At 72.4% G+C, this 19,166-nt stretch carries 12 protein-coding genes; 6 read left to right on the top strand and 6 right to left on the bottom strand.

The genetic code is table 11. From position 1 onward, the window contains the following. Nucleotides 1–37: 37 nt before the first annotated feature. A complete protein-coding gene (locus CHF15_RS11615) occupies nucleotides 38–1,024 on the bottom strand; it encodes an ArsR/SmtB family transcription factor (protein WP_089223647.1) in 987 nt (328 codons plus the stop codon). 158 nt (nucleotides 1,025–1,182) lie between these two features. Between CHF15_RS11615 and CHF15_RS11610 the strand changes: the two genes are divergently transcribed. Further along, nucleotides 1,183–2,607, top strand: coding sequence for an alpha/beta fold hydrolase (locus tag CHF15_RS11610; protein WP_179279748.1), 1,425 nt, complete (start codon nucleotides 1,183–1,185; stop codon nucleotides 2,605–2,607). A gap of 91 nt (nucleotides 2,608–2,698) precedes the next feature. On the opposite strand, the gene CHF15_RS11605 is transcribed toward CHF15_RS11610, so the two are convergent. The 3 genes from CHF15_RS11605 to CHF15_RS11595 form a co-directional block, all read right to left on the bottom strand. Next, entirely contained in the window at nucleotides 2,699–3,037 is a 339-nt protein-coding gene (locus CHF15_RS11605; protein ID WP_089223645.1) for a hypothetical protein, read from the bottom strand. A 65-nt stretch (nucleotides 3,038–3,102) separates the two neighbouring features. After that, on the bottom strand, nucleotides 3,103–4,101 hold the full coding sequence (gene gap, locus CHF15_RS11600) for a type I glyceraldehyde-3-phosphate dehydrogenase (protein WP_089223644.1): 999 nt from the start codon (nucleotides 4,099–4,101) through the stop codon (nucleotides 3,103–3,105). 125 nt (nucleotides 4,102–4,226) lie between these two features. Then, complete coding sequence (locus CHF15_RS11595; protein WP_089223643.1) at nucleotides 4,227–5,177, bottom strand: GlxA family transcriptional regulator; 951 nt, start codon at nucleotides 5,175–5,177, stop codon at nucleotides 4,227–4,229. A gap of 219 nt (nucleotides 5,178–5,396) precedes the next feature. Between CHF15_RS11595 and CHF15_RS11590 the strand changes: the two genes are divergently transcribed. Both CHF15_RS11590 and CHF15_RS11585 read left to right on the top strand, forming a co-directional pair. Continuing rightward, on the top strand, nucleotides 5,397–6,191 hold the full coding sequence (locus CHF15_RS11590) for an SGNH/GDSL hydrolase family protein (RefSeq protein WP_375816148.1): 795 nt from the start codon (nucleotides 5,397–5,399) through the stop codon (nucleotides 6,189–6,191). Nucleotides 6,192–6,529: 338 nt separating this feature from the next. After that, nucleotides 6,530–8,725, top strand: a complete 2,196-nt coding sequence (locus CHF15_RS11585; protein WP_179279747.1) for a TIGR03767 family metallophosphoesterase — start codon at nucleotides 6,530–6,532, stop codon at nucleotides 8,723–8,725. Nucleotides 8,726–8,966: 241 nt separating this feature from the next. On the opposite strand, the gene CHF15_RS11580 is transcribed toward CHF15_RS11585, so the two are convergent. Further along, nucleotides 8,967–12,773 (bottom strand): GH92 family glycosyl hydrolase, encoded by a 3,807-nt coding sequence (locus CHF15_RS11580; RefSeq protein WP_245938785.1) that lies wholly within the window; start codon nucleotides 12,771–12,773, stop codon nucleotides 8,967–8,969. A 400-nt stretch (nucleotides 12,774–13,173) separates the two neighbouring features. Here CHF15_RS11580 and CHF15_RS11575 point away from each other — a divergent pair, with 400 nt between their 5' ends. Continuing rightward, nucleotides 13,174–14,325, top strand: a complete 1,152-nt coding sequence (locus CHF15_RS11575; protein WP_089223640.1) for an SMI1/KNR4 family protein — start codon at nucleotides 13,174–13,176, stop codon at nucleotides 14,323–14,325. A gap of 159 nt (nucleotides 14,326–14,484) precedes the next feature. Here CHF15_RS11575 and CHF15_RS11570 read toward each other — a convergent pair whose 3' ends face one another. Next, on the bottom strand, nucleotides 14,485–16,521 hold the full coding sequence (locus CHF15_RS11570; protein WP_179279746.1) for a S9 family peptidase: 2,037 nt from the start codon (nucleotides 16,519–16,521) through the stop codon (nucleotides 14,485–14,487). Between the two features lie 283 nt (nucleotides 16,522–16,804). Between CHF15_RS11570 and CHF15_RS11565 the strand changes: the two genes are divergently transcribed. Both CHF15_RS11565 and CHF15_RS11560 read left to right on the top strand, forming a co-directional pair. After that, nucleotides 16,805–18,310 (top strand): FG-GAP repeat protein, encoded by a 1,506-nt coding sequence (locus CHF15_RS11565; protein ID WP_089223638.1) that lies wholly within the window; start codon nucleotides 16,805–16,807, stop codon nucleotides 18,308–18,310. Between the two features lie 163 nt (nucleotides 18,311–18,473). Next, nucleotides 18,474–19,136, top strand: a complete 663-nt coding sequence (locus CHF15_RS11560; protein WP_089223637.1) for a M15 family metallopeptidase — start codon at nucleotides 18,474–18,476, stop codon at nucleotides 19,134–19,136. The last annotated feature ends 30 nt before the right edge of the window (nucleotides 19,137–19,166 follow it).

The raw sequence follows: 19,166 nt of genomic DNA, 5'->3' as shown, positions 1-19,166 counted from the left end.
CCCCGGCCCGCCGTGGTGCGGGCCGGGGGCACCGGCATCAGCTCCTGCCCGCCAGACGTGATCCGGCGGGTGTACGCCGGTACAGCACCGTCCGCCCCGACCGGGTACGGGTCACCAGCCCGGCCCGGTGCAGCACGCCCAGGTGGTACGAGACCGTCGCCGCACTGAGGAAGTGGCGCGCCGCGAGCTGCGTGGTGGACGCCGGCAGCGCCAGCGCCCCGAGGAGTCCCGCGCGGGTGGGACCGAGCAGCCCGGCCAGCTCGGCCGACGGGGGCACCGGAGCGACGGGCCGGTCCCGCACCGGATAGGCCACCATCGGCGGCCGCCGCCCGCCGGGCACCGGGTCCACGACCACCGCCGGCCCCGTCGCCACCAGCGACGGCACCACGATCACCAGGGGAACGGGGATCCCCACCGTGAAGCGGCTGTCGACGCGCAGCGTGCCGTCGGCCCACCGGATCCCCGGGTGCAGCGAGTTGAACAGCCCCGCGGCGCCCTGCCGGGCCAGCACCCCCGCGCAGCGGTCGACCTCCGCGTCGAGCGCGGCCTTCGCGTCGGGCCAGTGCGGGGCGAAGGCGAGCTCCCAGTACCGCCGCAGCTCCTCCGCGACCTGCCGGGCGACGTGTCCGCCGCCCCGCGCCATCGCGCGCCGCACTCCGGGCGGCAGCTCCGCTCCGGCCAGCCCGTTGCAGGGGCGGCCGTTGCGTAACGCCTCCAGTTCGTCGAGGACCCGGCCGGGCGGCGTGGCACGGACCCGGTCCAGTTCCTCCTCGACGGTGGGCGAGGGGCCGGACGGATGCGGGCTGAGGAAGTCCGGCAGGTAGCCGCCGCCGTCGAGCGCCAGTTCCGACAGCAGCGGCAGCCGCGCGCGACGCAGCACACGACGGGCGCGGGTCACCCATGGATCGGCCTCCGGGTCCGGGCGCAGACCCCAGGGCAGCAACGTCGCCGCGACCTCGTGCAGCGGCGAGACCACGAAGCGGGAGCGTGCCAGCCCGGCCGCGTCCACGGTGAGTTCGATCATCCTTCTGCCTGCCGCCCCTTGCCCCGGGTTGCTTTCGAACGTGCTCGAATCGTGGCACGGAGTCTCGCCGTGGCGAGCCCTGTTGGCGCAGTCTGATGGCCGACGGACGACAGGGGCACGGAGAACACCGGAAGGCGGGGGTACGTGCGATGCGGGCGATGCGCAGATCCGGAAAGGCACGGGGGACGCGGAGGTCCGGAGCGCGCGCGGCGGTGGCGCTGGCCGCCGCCGGCCTGCTGATGGTGTCGGGCACCTGTACGTCGTCGGCCCAGGACCGGGGCGCCGCGGGGCCGTCCGGGGGGAGCGGGGGGCTCTCCGGCACCGCGGCGTGCCCCGGCCTGGAGGGCTTCAGCTGCGCCACGCTGACAGTTCCGCTCGACCACAGCGGCGCGGTGCGGGGCCGGCTGGGCCTGAAGGTCGCCATGGGGGACAACGCGAACGCTCCCAAGGGGGTCCTGCTGTTCCTGACGGGCGGCCCCGGGCAGCCGGGCGTCCCCTTCGTGGAACGGATCGCCAAGGCCATGGAGCCGGTGCTGAAGGACTACCGCCTCGTCATGATCGACCAGCGAGGCACCGGCGGCAACGCCCTGCAGTGCCCCGAACTGCAGGCCCAGATGGGGTCGTCCGACCTCACACCGCCCACCGCGGGCGCGGTGCGGGACTGCGCCGCGGCCATCGGCACCGACCGCCGCTTCTACAGCACCGGCGACACGGTCGCCGACCTGGAACTGCTCCGCCGCGCACTGGGCGTGCGGAAGCTGACCCTCGACGGGGTCTCGTACGGCACGTACACCGCCGAGCGGTACGCCCTCGCCCACCCCGGGCGCGTGGCCCGGTTGGTGCTGGACTCGGTGGTGCCGCAGACCGGTTACGACCCGATGGACCTCGCCGCCATGCGGGCCGCGCCACGCGTGCTGACGGAGGCGTGCGAGAGCATCGGCTGCACCACGGACCCGGCGGCCGACCTCGCCGAGGTCGTGGACACCTACGACAACGGGGTCGACGTGCTGGACGCCGTGACCACCTGGGGGTTCGTCGACCCGGACTACGCGGAGATGATCGACGCCCTCCACCAGGCCGCCGAGGGGGACCCCGGACTGCTGGGCGGCCTCATCCAGGGCGTACGGCAGGGCAGCGCGGCGAGCGCGGAGGAGCTCAGCCAGGGACTCCACGCCTCGACGCTGTGCCTCGACGGCCGCTACCCCTGGGGCCGGTCGGACGCCCCGGTCGCAGGCCGCCGCGCCGCGCTGGAGAAGGCGGGCGCCGAACTCACCCCGGCCGACCACGGCCCCTTCGACGCCGCCACGGCGACCGGGCTCGGCTCCATGCTCAGCTGCCTCGACTGGCCCCGCACCCCCGCCCCGCCCCTGCCCGCCGCGCACCGCCGCCTCCCCGGCGTCCCGGTGCTGCTGCTCGGCGGCGACCGGGACCTGTCGACACCCGTGGAATGGGTGTACGCCCAGAAGAAGCTGACCCCGTGGGCCCGGGTCGTCGTGGTCGCCGGCGTCGCCCACTCCGTCCAGAGCCGCGCCGCGAGCGACGAGGGCCGCCGGGCGGTCCACGACTTCCTGCTCGGACGCTGACGGCCGCGCGGGCCGCCCCCGGCGCCGTGTCCGGAGATCCGGATGCGGCGCCGCTGCGGTCCGTCGTCCCCGCTGCCCGTGGCCGGGCCGCTCAGCCGTGGGGGTGGTCCGGAGCGCCGTCGACCCGGCGGGAGCCGCGGGCGTCGTCCATCCAGCTCGGGCGCGTCCCGAGGAAGGAGAGGTCCACGGCGGTGGGCTCGGCGGCGTCGCGGAGGCGCTCGCCCTCGTCGGTGGTGAGCCGGGTGTACCAGGTCGTCAGATCGTCGCCGCCGCCCGACCAGTCGGGGAACTCGTGGAAGCGGTGGAACCAGAAGGTGCGGCAGGCCGCGCAGCGCAGCAGGGACTCCTGGTCGTGGTGGGACTCGTACAGCGTCCGCACCCACACGAGGTCCGGCCCGCCGCAGCAGTCGATGAAGCCCGGGGTCGCCACGGCGCGTGATCCTATCCCCGTGGCCCGGGGGCCGGCACCTTCGGCCGGCCCCCGGGCGACGACTGTCAGGCGCGGGCGAGGAGTTCGAGGGTGTCGACGACGCGGTTGGAGAAGCCCCACTCGTTGTCGTACCAGGCCACGACCTTGATGTGGCGGCCCTCGACGCGGGTGAGGGCGGCGTCGAAGATCGACGAGGCCGGGTGGCCGGTGATGTCGCTGGAGACCAGCGGCTCGGTGGCGTAGTCGAGGACGCCCTTCAGCTTGCCGTCGGCGGCGGCGCGGTAGGCGTCCAGCACCTGCTCGAGGGTGACCTCGCGGGAGACCGTGGTGTTGAGCTCGACGATCGAGCCCACCGGTACGGGCACACGGATCGAGTCGCCCGAGAGCTTGCCGTCGAGGTTCGGCAGCACCTTGCCGATGGCCTTGGCGGCCCCGGTGGTGGTGGGGACGATGTTCACGCCGGCGGCACGGGCGCGGCGCATGTCGCGGTGCGGGCCGTCCTGGAGGTTCTGCTCCTGGGTGTAGGCGTGCACCGTAGTCATGAAGCCGTGCTCGATGCCGGCCAGGTCGTCCAGTACGGAAGCGAGCGGGGCCAGGGCGTTCGTGGTGCACGAGGCGTTCGAGACGATGACGTGCCGGGCCGGGTCGTACTCGTCGGTGTTGACGCCGTACGCGAGGGTGACGTCCGCGCCGTCGGAGGGGGCGCTGACCAGGACCCGCTTGGCGCCGGCGGTCAGGTGCGCGCGGGCGGCCTCCGCCGAGGTGAAGCGGCCGGTGGACTCCAGCACGACGTCGACGCCCAGTTCGGCCCACGGCAGCTTGGCAGGCTCGCGCTCGGCGAGCACCTTGATCCGGCGGCCGTCGACGACCAGATCGGAGCCGTCCACCTCGACGGTGCGGCCCAGCCGGCCGAGCGAGCTGTCGAACTTGAGCAGGTGCGCGAGGGACTCGGGCGCGGTGAGGTCGTTGACGGCGACCACTTCGAGGTCGCTGCCCCGCTCGACGAGGGCGCGGAGGGTGTTGCGTCCGATGCGGCCGAATCCGTTGACGGCGATGCGGGTCATGGGGGGTTCCTTTCGTTGCCGCCTCCATGCTCCGCAGCGGGGCGCCGCTTCGGCAGTGGCCTGAACGACAGCATGCGCAAGGATCTCGCCAGACCTTTCGCCATGGTCCGCAAGGATCCCGCCACTCAGGCGGAGAAGGTGTTCCGGTACTCCGTCGGGGAGGTGCCGAGGATGCGGTGGAAGTGCAGGCGCAGGTTGGCGCCGGTGCCGAGGCCGACGCGGTCGGCGATCTGCTCCACGCCCAGCTCGGTGCGTTCCAGCAGTTCGCGGGCGAGGTCGACGCGGGCGCGGAGCACCCACTGCATCGGGGTGTAGCCGGTGTCCTCCACGAAGCGCCGTGAGAAGGTGCGGGCCGACACCCGGGCGTTGCGGGCGAGGGTGTCGAGCGTGAGCGGTTCGGCGAGGTGTGCCAGCGCCCACTCGCGAGTGCCCGCGAACAGGTCGCCGAGCGGCTCGGGCACGCTCCGGGGGACGTACTGGGCCTGGCCGCCGCTGCGGTAGGGCGCCGCCACCAGCCGCCGCGCCACGTGGTTGGACAGCCCGACACCGTGGTCGCGTCGCACCAGGTGCAGGCACAGGTCGATGCCGGACGCCGCTCCGGCCGAGGTGAGCACGTCGCCCTCGTCCACGAACAGCACGTTCTCGTCCACCCGTACCAGCGGATGCCGCTCGGCGAGGGCCTTGGTGTAGTGCCAGTGGGTCGTGGCCCGCTTGCCGTCGAGCAGGCCGGTCGCCGCCAGCGCGAACGCCCCGGTGGAGATGGCCGCGAGGCGGGTCCCGCGTTCGTGGGCCGCCATCAGCGCGCCGACCACGGCCGCCGGGGGTTCGGTGCCGGCGGGCTCCCGGTAGCCGGGGATGAAGACGGTGTCGGCGTCCTCGAACGCCTCCAGCCCCTCCGCCACGTGGTACGACAGCCCGTCGCCGCCGGTCACCAGCCCGGGTGCGGCGCCGCACACCCGCACCTCGTAGGGCATGCTCGGCCGGCTGGAGAACACCTGCGCCGGGATCCCGACGTCGAGCGGCTTGGCGCCCTCCAGGACGAGCACGGCGACGTGATGGTTCTTCCCGCGGCTCAACGGGTCTCCTTCTGCTCTCCCACCCGGTGGCGTGTCCGGGCACTACCGCAAGCATCCTGCCATCGGCCGCCCGGCGCCGCCCCGCCCCTGGGGCGGCGGGGAGCCGAACAGGAGATCTACGCGCGAAGAAATTTTAACATTCCATTGTCATGGACACTTCCCCTCGGACCGGCTCCGGGGTTACCAAGTGGTAGTCAGTTTCCCGTCCAGGGAGGTTCCGTGAGACGCACCACGTCGTTGTCGGCCCTGACCACCCTGATCGTCACCCTGGCCTTCGGCCTGTTGTGGACCACCCCGGCGCACGCCGCCGGGCCCGCCTACGTCGCGCTGGGGGACTCGTACTCCGCCGGCAACGGCGCGGGCAACTACGACAGCGCGAGCGGCAGTTGCCACCGGAGTTTCAGCGCCTACCCGTACCTGTGGAAGAACGCCCACGCCCCCTCCTCCTTCGCCGACACCTCCTGCTCGGGTGCGGTGACCACAGATGTGACGAACGGCCAGCTCGGCCCGCTGAACGCCTCCACCGGTCTGGTCTCGCTCACCATCGGCGGCAACGACGCCGGCTTCTCCGACGTCATGACGACCTGTGTGGTGGGTTCCGACACCGACTGCGTCAACCGGGTCAACCAAGCGGAGACCTACGCCCGCAACACCCTCCCCGCCCGGCTGGACGCCACCTACAACGCGATCCGCGCCAAAGCCCCCAACGCCAAGGTCGTCGTCCTCGGTTATCCCCGCGTGTACACCCTGAACGTCCTGTGCGTCGGACTCTCCGACACCAAGCACCGCAAGATCGACGAGGCCGCGGACGTCCTCGACGGTGTCATCGCCGCCCGGGCCGCGGCCCACGGCTTCGTCTTCGGCGACGTCCGGGGGACCTTCAACGGCCATGAACTCTGCTCGGGCGACGACTGGTTGCACTCCCTGGTCGTCTCGCCGAGCTGGGAGTCCTACCACCCCACCGCCAGGGGCCACTCGAGCGGCTACTACCCCGTCCTGAACGCCAACAGCTGACCGCCGCCTCCCCGCACCCCGGTGGGCCGGCCCCTCCGGCCCCCTCCAGTCCCTTCGGCGACCCCGTACGGCCGCGCCCCAAGGCCCGTACGGGGTCGCGTCGTTGCCGCCGCCGGCCACCACCGGGCAAGTGGCTGAGCGACAAAGTGGATGAGTGGCTGAACCACTCCTTGCGGACCGGACCCTCCCTTTGCCAGGCTTGGCGGGCCCGGTACCGCGCTCCACGACCGGGTGTTTCGCGTGCCTCCCTCGTCCCCCCTCGCCATGCCGTGCTGCCCGCGCACGGCGCCGACGACCGAACAGGATGCGGAATGTCTCTGACGCGCCGAAGAATGCTGATGGCGACCGCCGTGAGCGTGGTGACCGCCGCCGTCGCCCCGGGCGGCCTCGCCGGCCTCGCGGCCGCAGCCCCACGGACCACCGCCGCCGACGGTTCCGCAACGGGCCTGTCGACCCTGGACCGCACGCTGCTGCGCGGCCCGGACCTCGGGTCCGGCTACCGCGGGATCGTCGCGGGACCCGGCGAACCCCACCTCGTCCGCAAGGACCTGGCCAACGTCACCTCGCCCACGGTGACCCGGTCGCTGATCGCCTTCGCCCAGATGTCCGACCTGCACATCGTCGACGACCAGTCACCGCTGCGCGTCGAGTGCCTCGACCGGCTGGCCGACCACGGCCCGCCGCACTACAACTCGTACCCCACCGAGTCCGCCTACCGCGCGCACGAGTTCCTCTCGACCCAGACCACCGACGCGATGTGCCGCGCCGTCCGGCAGATCGGCCGCGGGCCGCGGACCGGCGCGCCGCTGGCCTTCACCGTCGTCACCGGCGACGCCGTCGACAACTGCCAGTACAACGAGACCCGTTGGTACATCGACCTGCTGGACGGCAACACCGTCACCCCCGACTCCGGAAGCCTCGCCCTCGACGAGAGCGTGAGCAGCGGGCGGTTCGGCACCGACGTCCACTACTGGCACCCGCAGGCCCGGCAGAGCCCCGCCGACAACAACGAACTGGCCGGCTTCCCCCTGGTGGCCGGTCTGCTCACCGCCGCCCGCAGGCCCTTCACCGCGGGCGGGCTGCGCATGCCCTGGTACGCCGCCTACGGCAACCACGACGGCCTCGTGCAGGGCAACGTCGCACCGGACGTCCTGCCGTTCGACCCGCTCAAGAGCATCGCCACGGGCTCGACGAAGATCACCCAGATCGAGGGCGTCCCCGACGTCTTCGACAACGGTCCCGCCTACTACATCGAGCTGCTGACGGACATCATCACCGGCGACTTCACCCTCGACACCGAGAAGGTCACCGCCGACCCCGCGCGACGCCTGCTGGAGCGGCGCGAGTTCGTCGCCGAGCACTTCCGCACCACCGGCACCCCCGCGGGGCACGGCTTCACCTCCGGCAGCGACCGGGCCTACTACGCCATACCCTCCGGCCCCTCCGACCTCGTCCAGGTCCTCGTGCTCGACACCACCAACGCGGCCGGAGGCGCGGACGGCTCCCTCGACGAGGCGCAGTGGGATTGGCTGGACGCGCAGTTGAGGGCGAACAGCTCCCGCTACGAGACGGACCGCGCCAACGGCACGGGCCCCGGCACGGTCGTCACCCAGCCCGGGGTCAAGGACAAACTGATCGTCGTCTGCTGCCACCACACGCTCGACTCGATGGACAACACGGACGACGACGCGCCCTACAGCGGTGCCGACCTGCGCGACAAGCTGCTGCGCTTCCCGAACGTCGTACTGATGGTGGACGGCCACACGCACACCAACAACATCACCCCGCACAAGCCCGCCTGGACCTCCGCACTCAGCCGCGGCTTCTGGGAGGTGAACACGGCCTCGCACATCGACTGGCCCGTGCAGTCCCGGATCGTCGAGATCGCCGAGGGCGGCGGTTACCTGTCGATCTTCACCACCATGGTCGACGCCGACGCGCCGCTGTCGTACGGCGGGGACACCGGCACCCCCGCCGCTCTCGCGTCACTGGCACGCGAACTGGCCGCCAACGACATCCAGTCCGTCGGCCGCGGTATCGACCTGCGGCGCGGGGCGCCGACCGCCCGCAACACCCAACTGCTGCTCCCGCTGCCGTTCGCGCTCCCCACCGGCGCCGGGACGCCCGCGCCCGACTGGCCCCTGCTGCAGCAGGGGCAGAGCGGCACCCGGGTCAGGGCCCTGCAGTACCTGCTGAACGCCCGCGGTGTCGGGCTCGCCGTGGACGGCGTCTTCGGCATCACGACCGCCGCCGGGGTCCGCTCCTTCCAGACCGCGCGCGGCCTGCCCTCGAACGGTGTCGTCGGCCCCGCGACCTGGCAGCCGCTGGTCTTCGTGACACTGGGGCAGGGCGACTCGGGGCCCGCGGTCTCCGCCGTGCAGTACCTGCTGAACACCCGCGGCGCGGGACTGACCGTCGACGGCGCCTTCGGCACGGCGACGGACGCCGCGGTGCGCTCCTTCCAGTCCGCCCGCGGCCTGCCCGCGGACGGCACCGTCCGGACCGGGACCTGGCTGAACCTGCTGGCGCCCTGACGGCGCGGGGCGGCACCCCGGTGCTCCGGCGCCGGGGTGCCGCCCGCCCTCCGGCGGTGTGTCACCGAGGGGGCGCGAAGGAGGGGTGCTCCGACCAGGCGCCCACGCCGTCCTCGCGGGTCGTGGTCTCACCGTGCACAGGTGCGACACGCAGTGATCCCGGGACCGGCCGCCGGCCCGCGGTGAACGACGAGGGCGGGCGCGGAGTCCACTCCGCGCCCGCCCCTTCGCCATCGGTGGATCAGGCCAGCAACTCCACCTCCGCCAGGGTCGACTCGGCATCCAGGACCAGGCGGTACTGGGTGTAACCGCCCGGTGCGGCGACCGAGAAGGCCCGGGTCTGGCGGTCCCAGGTAAAGGACTCACCGGAGCGCTTGTCGAGGGTCTTCCAGTGCGTGCCGTCCGAGGAGCCCTGCAGCGTCCAGCCGGTGGGCGCCTTGGCGCGGTCCGCCGACGAGGTCAGCGTGTACTGGACGGCCTTGGTGCGTCCGTCGACCGGGAGGTCCACGGTCGTGACCGCCGCGTCCGTCGCCGAGGTGTTGTCGAACAGCGCGCCGTCGCCCTTGACGGCGTCCGCGCGGGGCGCGGGCGCCTTGTCGTCCTGGGTGATCGACACCGGCGCCGCGTTCTTGCCGGTGCCCCAGGACGAGGGCTTCGGGCCCATGTCGAACTCCAGCACACCGCCCTTGGCGAGCAGCGAGTGCGGCAGCGAGGTGGACGTCCAGGAGCGGCCGTTGACCTTCAGCCCCTGCACGTACACGTTGCGCGTGCTGTTCTTCGGCGCCTTGACGACCAGGTCCCGCCCGTTCTCCAGGTGGACCGTCGCCTTGGTGAACAGCGGGGAGCCGACGGCGTACTCGCCGCTGCCCATCACCAGCGGGTAGAAGCCGAGCGAGGAGAAGAGGAACCAGGCCGACTGCTCGCCGTTGTCCTCGTCGCCGTGGTAGCCCTGCCCGATGTCGCTGCCGGTGTAGAGGCGGGAGAGCACCTCGCGGACGTTCTTCTGCGTCTCCCAGGGGCGCCCGGCCGCGTCGTACATGTACGTCACGTGGTGGGCCACCTGGTTGGAGTGCCCGTACATGCCCATCCGCACGTCCCGCGCCTCCGTCATCTCGTGGATGACGCCCCCGTAGGAGCCCACGAACTCCGGCGAGGCGGTCTCCGGGGTGGCGAAGTACTCGTCGAGCTTCTTCGCCAGGCCGTCCCGGCCGCCGTACAGGTTGGCCAGACCGCGGCTGTCCTGCGGAGCGGTGAAGGCGTAGCCCCAGCCGTTCGTCTCGGTGTAGTCGTAGCCCCACACCCGCGGGTCGTACTTCGCGGAGTCGACCCGCCAGTTCCCCTGGGCGTCACGCCCCTGGAAGAAGCCGGCCTTCGAGTCGAAGAGGTTGACGTAGTCCTGCGCGCGGTTGAGGAAGTACGCGGACTCCTCCTTGTAGCGCTTCTTGCCGGTCTTCGCGTAGAGGGCCTTGCCCATCTCGGCGATGCCGTAGTCGTTGAGGTACCCCTCCAGCGCCCACGACAGGCCCTCGTGGGTGTCGGTGCTCGTGTAGCCGAGGAAGGGGGAGGTGGCCATGCCCTTGCGGCCCACGCCCGACTGCGGCGGGACGACCGTCGCGTTCTTCACGGCCGCGTCGTACGCCGCCTCGGCGTCGAAGTCCACGCCCTTGACGTAGGCGTCGGCGAAGGCCACGTCCGAGGACGTGCCCGTCATCAGGTCCGCGTAGCCGGGCGACGACCAGCGCGAGGTCCAGCCGCCGTCCTTGTACTGCTGCACGAAGCCGTCGACCATCTCACCGGCCTGGCTCGGCGTCAGGAACGAGTACGCGGGCCACGTGGTCCGGTAGGTGTCCCAGAAGCCGTTGTTGACGTAGACCTTGCCGTCCACGATCTTCGCGCCGGTGTGGGTCGGGGTGTCGGGGCCGGGCATCGCGGAGAACGGCGACGCGTACTGGTACTTCGAACCGACCTTCTCGAAGCCCGAGTTCGGGTACAGGTACAGCCGGTACAGGCTGGAGTAGAGCGTCGTCAGCTGGTCCGGCGTGGCGCCCTCGACCTCGACGCGGCCCAGCACCTTGTCCCACTGCTTCTGCGCGCGCGACTTCACCGTCTCGAAGGAGGTGCCGTCCGGTATCTCCTGGCGCAGGTTGTCCTTCGCCTGGTCGATGCTGATCAGCGAGGTGGCCAGGCGCAGCGACACGGTGCGGTCCTCACCCGCGTCGAAGCGCAGGTAGCCCTTCACACCGCTCGACGAGCCCTCGGTGACGGGGGCGTCGAACTCGCCGTACAGGAACAGCCGGGTGGCGCCGGTGGACAGCCCGGACTTCACGTCGGAGTAGCCGGTGAAGGTGCCGGTCTCCTTGTCGAGCGTCAGGCCGGCCTGCTCGGTGACGTTGTCGAAGAGCACGCTCGTGTCGTCACCGGGGTAGGTGAAGCGCAGCACGGCCGCGTGGTCGGTCGGCGCCATCTCCGTCTTGAGACCGTTCTCGAACTTCACCCCGTAGTAGTAGGGGCGGGCGGTCTCGTTCTCGTGCCGGAAGGGCAGCGCCCGTGCGCCGCGCGCCGTGTCCGGGGTGCCGGAGGCGGCGGACGGCATCACCTGGAAGGTCTGCCGGTCTCCCATCCAGGGGCTGGGCTCGTGGCTGGCGCTGAACGCCTGGATGGTCGGCAGGTTGTCGGAGTTGTTCGCCTTGGCGTAGTCGTACAGCCAGTTGAGGGTGCCCGCGTTGGTCACCGGCGTCCAGAAGTTGAAGCCGTGCGGGACGGCCGTCGCCGGGAAGTTGTTGCCGCGCGAGAAGCTGCCGCTGGAGTTGGTGCCGCGGGTCGTCAGCGCGTAGTCCGACAGGTGCTCCCTCGGCTTCTGCGGCGCGAGCGGCTCGAGCGCCAGGTCGTCCAGCCAGCCGCGGAACTTCGCCGGTCCCTTGGGGGAGTCGTACGCCACCAGGATGCGGTCGACGGTCTTGCCGGCGGCGACCGATCCGATCCGGGAGGAGACGTCGTTCCACTGGTTCACGTAGAGGATCTTGGCCGCGCCTTGCCCCTGCGGGGTGAGCGCGAAGCCGTGCTGGTCGGTGGCGCCCAGGCGGCTGAGGTAGGTGCCGTCGGTGAAGACCAGGTCCACGGAGACGTTGGTGGCGTCGTAGTCGCGGTCGCCGTCCGCCATCGAGGGGTAGATCCGGTACGACAGCGCGGTGTCCCGGCGGACGGGCACGTCGACGTCGAAGACCTTGTTGTACGAGTACGCCCGGCCGTCGCCCGTGTGCCGGCCCGCGTAGCGCAGCGCCCGCGTACCGGTGAAGCCGGCGCCCGACTTCGCCGTCGGGGAGCCGCTGGGGCCGCGGTCGACGAGCGTGAGCATGTCCTGCGGCACGGGGTCGCCGGTGCTGCCCGTCGACAGCTGCAGGTCGGCGAGCTGCGTGATGCCCGAGGCGCCGTTGTTCCTGGTGATGTCGATCCGGAAGTGCTGGTACTCGGCGGGCTCGGCGAGGTCGTACGACTTCGTCTGGAACCGCTCGGGGAAGGACTCGCCGGAGCGGGTGTCCAGGGTCTTCCAGTCCTTGCCGTCGGTGGAGCCCTGCAGGGTCCAGTCCCGCGGGTCGCGTTCCGCGGCGTCGTTGGCGGACGTCAGCGCGTAGGTGACCACCTTCGCGGGGCCGTCGAGGTCGAACTCCAGCCAGCCGGTGGGCTGGAAGACCAGCCACTTGGTCCCCGGCTCGGCGTCGACGAGGTTCTCCTTCACCTCGCCCGAGTCCGCGTACTCGCCGTTGGCCCGGATGTCGGTGACGTGGTCGTTGAGGTTGCCGGGAATGCCGGTGCTGTAGCCACCGTCCACTCCCGAGGCCCTCTTGGACCCGTCCGCCGCGGTGTCCACCGTGTTGCGCCAGTCGGGCGCCGGATCACCCGACTCGAACGACGACGCGAAGGAGTCGACGTGCGGCCCCGGCTCGGGCACGGCGACCGCCGCTTGCTGTGTGGCCGCGGCCAGGGCGAGGGCGGTCACCAACACGACCGCCGAGGAACTCCATCTGTGCCGGGCAGCTCTCTGCTGCATATGCGCGAGCACCCCTTCTGCGCCTAGACAACGTTGTCAAGTTCGCTTTGCAAGGGCCAGTAGGGGGTCAAGGCACCGGTGGTGTCAAGGGTGTTGGTGTGACTTTCGGACTGGCTGGGTTCGCTTGTCCGGTCATGTCCCGGCCCGCCGACCGGCGATGGGCCTTGGCACGGCCCGGACGGGACGCAGTCCGGGCCGGAGGCCGGCTTCCCGAAGGGGCGCCGTCCGATCCGGCGCGCTCGTTGTGACTTACCGTTTCGCCCGGCGATTGAGCCTTCGAGTCGGCGAGCCGAGCGGGAGACCTGGTGGGCACGGCACCGAACGAGGCCCGCACGCCGCCCCGCTACCGTGGCCGGCAGGCGGCGATCAAGCTGTCAGTGTCCGTCTCTAGGCTCAGCTCATGAGAAGAGACCCGGTCCGGGAGTCGTGGGACCGCATCGACGAGTGGCTGCGCGAGAACGCGCCTCGCACCTTCGCCACGCTTGGGCCGCCCGCGGAACATGAGGAGATAGCAGCAGCGGAGGAGGAACTGGGCGTCACCTTCCCTCCTGATCTGTTCGCGTCACTGCTCCGGCACAACGGGGCTCTGGACGGCGCGGAGGCTTTCCGGTTCAGCACGCATGACCGGCTGCTCTCGGTGAGCGAGATCGTCGGGGACACCAGGTTCATGCGCGCCATCGCCGAGGGTCTGGACGAGGAGGAGGCCGAGCACTACTGGCTCGACACCTACCTGAAGTTCGGTTCCTACGGGGCGACGGCCGACGGTCTCACGATCGACTGCCGCCGGGGGCGGGACTCCTACGGTGCGATCGGACGCTTCTTCGATGAGACCGGCACCGGCTTCGGACGGGCCGACTCGCTGGGCGCGTATCTGGCAGAGCTTGCCGACCAGCTTGAAAGCGGCCGGGACGGGGGTGCTGTCACGTTCAACGGCCGACTGCTCTGGGAGCGGGCCAGGCCCCTCGGACCGGACTGGGGCAGCGCCGACGACCCCCTTCCCCGACGGGACGAGCAACTGCCGGAGCTGGACCTGTCCTGCAGGCCCACCGATGTTCTGCATGTCGGCCACCTCGACGGGCTTGAGGAACTCGGTGCGCTGCTCGCGATCCTGCCTCGTGAACAGGTGGCCATGGCTGCGCGGCAGCAACTGCGCAGAGTGGCTGTGGAAACGGGCCTGAACAAGTACCCGGAGGTCAGATCGGTCCTGGACGCGCTGGACCGGTGCGAAGCCCCACCAAGCCCGGAACAGGCCAACCCGCTGGTCCTGCGACTTCGCACGGTGATCGCGCAGGCGAACACCCAGCGGGACGCTCCTCGTAGGTGGGCTGCGGAGAAGATGGTGCACGGGATCTGGGGCTCGCCCTACAGGTCCGTTTGCGAGAGCGTGAGCATCCGCGGCCACTTCACTGTCGACTGGCGTACGGATCTGCACGAGGACCTGGGCAGTCCGCCACTGCCATCGATCCCTGATGACCGCTTCTGGGGGACCCTGCGCAATCCCGCCATCGACTCCACCTGGCATGCGGCTCAATACGCCCAAGATCAGGGCTGACCCCGGGGCTCCGGTTCCACCTGAGCGGTCCATTCGGCCGACCCCAGCAAATGGACCGGTCCGGCGCCCCGCACGCCGGATGACCCTGGACGCGCGGTACGCGAACGCCGGGGTCCGGTTCGGGCCGGGCCCCGGCGGCGCGGGTGGGATGGGGCGGCGTCAGACCAGGTCGGGGCGCTGCCACTCCTCGCCCAGGACGTGGTGCGCCAGGAAGCCCAGCACCGTGGCGTACCACAGGCGGACGTTGTTGGGCTTGACGATCCAGTGGCCCTCGTCCGGGAAGTACAGGAACTTCGCCGGGACCCCGAACCGCGCCAGGTCGTTCCAGAGCGCCAGGCCCTCGCCGATCGGCACCCGGTAGTCCTTGTCGCCGTGGATCACCAGCATCGGCGTGGTGATCTGCGCGGCCCGCAGGTGCGGGGACTCGCGCTCGTACCGCTCGGTGCTGACCAGCGGGTCGCCCTGCCGCCGCATCCAGTAGGCCGGGAAGTCGGTGACCTGGGCGAAGCTGTACATGTTCCACAGGCTCGCGTGGGTGACGATCGCCTTGAAGCGGTCGGTGCGGGTCGCGATCCAGTTCGCCATGTAACCGCCGTACGAGCCGCCCATCATCGCGGTGCGCCCGCCGTCCAGGTCGTCCCGCAGCAGCGCCGCGTCGGTGAGCGCCATCACGTCGTCGTACGGCGCGCCGCCCCAGTGCGCCCAGCCGCGTTCGTGCATGTGCTGGCCGTAGCCGGTGGACAGCGCCGGGTCCGGCAGCAGCACCGCGTAGCCCGCGGCCGCCGCCACCCACGGGTTCCAGCGCCAGTGCCAGGCGTTCCAGCTGGTCTGCGGGCCGCCGTGCACCCACAGCAGCAGCGGCGCCGGGGTGCCGGCGCCCGCGCCGTCCGGCAGCACCAGCCAGGCCCGCAGCGCCGTCCCGTCCTCGGCTGTGGTGTGCACCTCGGTGAGGCTGCCCGGCAGGGCCGTGTCCTGCCCGGGGCAGGGGAGCGGAACGGGCTGCTGCCCGGCGGTCCCGGCGTCCAGGCGTACGGGGAGCGGAGGGCTGTCCACCGCGGAGCGCAGCGCGTACACGGTGCCGCCGTCCGGGCCGACCACCACGTCCGAGTACGTACCGGAGGCGGTGAGCGCGACCAGTTCACCGCTGCCGGTGGAGAGCCGGAAGACCGGGCCGTGGCCGCCCTCGTCGGCGGTGAAGTACACCACCGGGGCGCCGTCGTGACCCGGGACCGGGGAGACGACGGGCGCGCCCGGCCACTGGCCGAAACCGGGCAGCAGGTCGCGCCCGGCGTCGCGGTCGTCCGTCGCGCTCGCCAGCCACAGCGTGACGTCACCGGGGGCGTCCCAGGTGACCCGCTGCCGGCGGGCGCACACCAGGTCCCGGCCGTCCGGGGTGAACGCCGGGGCGCCGAACTCCGCGTCGGGGGACTCCAGCATCCGCAGCGGCTTGCCCGTCTCGGCGTCCGCGACGACGACCACGGAGCGGAGTTCGTCGGGCAGGGTGCCCACCGCGGTCGCGTACGCGACCAGCGAGCCGTCGGGGGAGAGCGCGACGCCCTCGGCGAAGGCGGCGTGGCGCGCGCCGCAGTCCGTGGCGGAGGGCTCCTGCGCGGTGGCGTCCGCGACGGTGAACACGTGCGGGACGCCCGGGCCCAGGTCGTGGTCCCAGTGCCGCACCGGCACCGACTCGTGCAGGATCGCCGAGACCTTGGCCTTCCGGCGGGCCTCGCGCAGCCGCTGGTCCTGCTCGGCGTCCACCGCGCCCGGCAGCAGGGAGGCCCCGAGGGCGATCCTGGAGGAGCCGGTGGCCGTCGCGTACTCGTCGATCCCGCCGGCCCTGGCCAGCAGTTGTGCCGCCTCGCCGCCGCCCGCCGGCAGGCTCCACAGAGCCGCCTCCTGCCGGTCCTCCTCGCCCTCGCCCGGGTCGGCGGCCGGACGTGCGGACAGGAACAGCAGGGTGCCGTCGGGCAGGAACCGGGGCGCGGACTCGCCGCGCCCGGAGCGGGTGAGCCGCCGGGCCGGGCGCTCCCCGGCCGGGTCCACCTCCCACAGGGCGCCGATGAACCGGGTGCGGTCGGCGGAGAGCTCCTGAACCGCCGTCACCAGACGGGTTCCGTCCGGTGACAGCGCGAGCGAGGAGACGCGGGGCAGCGCGAGGAACGCCGCCAGGTCGTGGAACGCAGTGGATTCGGGCATGAGGATCATCCTGAATCCCGAGGGCGGCCCCGCACCAGTGGCCCCGGCGGCAAATCGCGGTCAAAGACGCAGGCCGCGCCCGTCCGGCGGTCCCGCCCGCCACGGGCCGACGGCCCGGACCCGGGAGGCCGTCCGTACGGCCACTACAACCCTCCGCGAACACCAGGTGTCTTCTGGGTGACGGAACACCGGGCGTTGCCGGCCGGGAGGCACCCGGCCGCAGGTGGACGACGCGGCCGCGGAGGACGGCGAGGGCAACCCAGGAGACCAAGGAGGTTCTTCTGTGCGTCACATCAAGAGCGCGGCCCTCATGGCCGCGGCACTCCTCACCCTCGGCGGCGGCGCCCTGCTCACCGCACCCGCCGCACAGGCGGACGTGCCCTTCCCGTCGATCGGGTGGCAGCAGCGCAACTGCGACTTCGACGGCAACGGCCACGACGACGTGCTGATCGGCGCCCCCGGCGCCACCGTGTCCGGGGCCAAGGGCGCCGGGTACGTCACCGTGCAGTACAGCGGGGCGGGCGGCCTCAGCACCACCAAGCGGACCGTCCTCAGCCAGAGCACCTCGGGCGTCGCCGGCGCCGCCGAGGCCGGCGACGGCTTCGGACGGGCCGTCGCCACCGGCGACCTGGACAACGACGGCTACGACGACGCGATCGTCGGCATCCCCGGCGAGGACCTCGGCACGCTCTCCGACGCCGGCGGCGCGGTCGTCTTCTGGGGCTCCCCGACCGGACTGCGCGGCGGCGACAGCTTCTGGCTGCAGGACCCCGACCAGCCGCGGGCCGGCGCCAACTTCGGGCGGGCCGTCGAGGCCGCCCGGTACTTCGCCCCGGATCCCTCGGACCCCGACGCCAATCTGCGCGACAGCATCGCCGTCCTGGAGAACGACTCCCTGCTGTTCTTCACCGCGGAGCCGGGGGCGGCCGCCGCACCGCGACTGCGGCAGGCGGACCGGGGAGTGCACGCCCTCGAACGCACGGCGCAGGACTCCGGCCTCGCCCTGCGGAGCCTCAGCCACGGCAACTACAACGAGGACTCCTGGGCCGACCTGGCGGTCTCCGGGGTGACCACGGGCGACCGGCCCGGGATCGGCGTCACCCAGGTGCTGCACGGCGCACCCGGCGTCGAGGACCTCGCGGACGGCGGCACCTTCGAAGGCGGGCCCGCGGTCGTCTCCAGCGACTTCAATCAGGACGGCCAGGACGACCTGGCCATAGGCGACACGGGCACCGGCGCCGCGCTCGGCGGATCCGTCTCCGTCCACCTCGGCAAGGGCGACCTCTCCGGCCTCGACCCGACCCCGGCGCAGACGTGGACCCAGGACTCGGCGGGCGTCCCCGGTGTTGCCGAGGCGGGCGACCGCTGGGGCGCCGAGCTGTCCTCCGGCGACACCAACGGCGACGGGCACCCCGACCTCGCCATCGGGGCCCCCGGCGAGGACATCGGCTCCGTCGCCGACGCCGGCGCGGTCTGGACCCTGCGCGGCGCACGGGGCGGCCTCACCGCGACGGGAGCGCGCAGCTTCGACCAGAACACCGCCGGCATCCCGGGCGCCGCCGAGGCCTCCGACCGCTGGGGCGGCCAGATCCGGCTGATCGACGCCGACAAGGACGGCCGGTTCGGCCTCCTCGCGGCGGCCCCGGGCGAGAACACGAACGACGGCTTCCTCTGGGTGCTCCCCGCGTCGTCCTCCGGCCTGGTCGCCAAGGGCACGTGGACCTACAACGGCGCGACGCTCGGCGCGCCGACGGCCGACGCGCAGTTCGGCGCGGCGATCGACGAGTAGGCGTACGCCGCAGGCGGCGCCGCGCCCGGGAGAACCGGGTGCGGCGCCGCAAGCCGCCCGCGGCGTCCGCGGCGTCCGCGGCGTCCGCGGCGTCCGCGCACACGGTCCCGGCGCCACACGGATGTCCCCGGACCGGACGCATCGCGTGCGGGATGATCGCGGCATGGATGAGATCGTCTTGACGTCCGACCCGCGGGTCGCCGCGATACCGGTCGGGGAATGCGGTGAACCCCTCGTGGACGTCCGCCGCGGCGGCGCGCTGCTGGTGGACACCCGCAAGCAGGACCCGGCGGACGCCTTCGCCCACCTGCGGGAAGGCGTCCTGGAGCGGCTGCTCGAAGCCCAGGCACTGCTACCGCCGGGCCTGCGCCTGCTGTTCGTCGAGGGCTACCGTCCGCCCTCGCTCCAGCGGGAGTACTTCGAGGAGTACGCGGGCCGGCTGCGCGGCGAGAACCCGGACTGGTCCGACGCCCGGATCCACGCGGCGGCGAGCCGCTACGTGTCCCCGCCCGACATCGCACCGCACAGCGCCGGCGCGGCCGTCGACCTCACCCTGGCCGACGGCGGCGGACGCGAGTTGGACCTGGGCACCCGGATGAACGCCGACCCGGAGGAGAGCGGGGGCGCCTGCTACACCCACGCGGCCGGCATCGGCGAGGAGGCCGCCGTCAACCGGAAGCTGCTGGGCGCGGTGCTCACCGCCGCGGGCCTGGTGAACTACCCGACGGAATGGTGGCACTGGTCCTACGGCGACCGTTACTGGGCGCTGGTCACCGGGCAGGCGGCGGCCCTCTACGGTCCGCGGGAGATCACACCGCGCGGTTGACCGGCCGGCCGGTTCCATCGCGTCGTCGTC

The organism is Actinacidiphila glaucinigra (assembly GCF_900188405.1).
Classification (GTDB): Bacteria; Actinomycetota; Actinomycetes; order Streptomycetales; family Streptomycetaceae; genus Actinacidiphila; species Actinacidiphila glaucinigra.
The sequence above is the reverse complement of the archived record's forward strand: the minus strand, read 5'-3'. Positions and strand labels throughout refer to the sequence as shown.

Bases quoted from the DNA above. Each gene is read 5' to 3' on its own strand.
- CHF15_RS11615 (WP_089223647.1), bottom strand. From the start codon at position 1,024: ATGATCGAACTCACCGTGGACGCGGCCGGGCTGGCACGCTCCCGCTTC.
- CHF15_RS11610 (WP_179279748.1), top strand. From the start codon at position 1,183: ATGCGCAGATCCGGAAAGGCACGGGGGACGCGGAGGTCCGGAGCGCGC.
- gap (WP_089223644.1), bottom strand. From the start codon at position 4,101: ATGACCCGCATCGCCGTCAACGGATTCGGCCGCATCGGACGCAACACC.
- CHF15_RS11585 (WP_179279747.1), top strand. From the start codon at position 6,530: ATGGCGACCGCCGTGAGCGTGGTGACCGCCGCCGTCGCCCCGGGCGGC.
- CHF15_RS11580 (WP_245938785.1), bottom strand. From the start codon at position 12,773: ATGCAGCAGAGAGCTGCCCGGCACAGATGGAGTTCCTCGGCGGTCGTG.
- CHF15_RS11575 (WP_089223640.1), top strand. From the start codon at position 13,174: ATGAGAAGAGACCCGGTCCGGGAGTCGTGGGACCGCATCGACGAGTGG.
- CHF15_RS11570 (WP_179279746.1), bottom strand. From the start codon at position 16,521: ATGCCCGAATCCACTGCGTTCCACGACCTGGCGGCGTTCCTCGCGCTG.
- CHF15_RS11560 (WP_089223637.1), top strand. From the start codon at position 18,474: ATGGATGAGATCGTCTTGACGTCCGACCCGCGGGTCGCCGCGATACCG.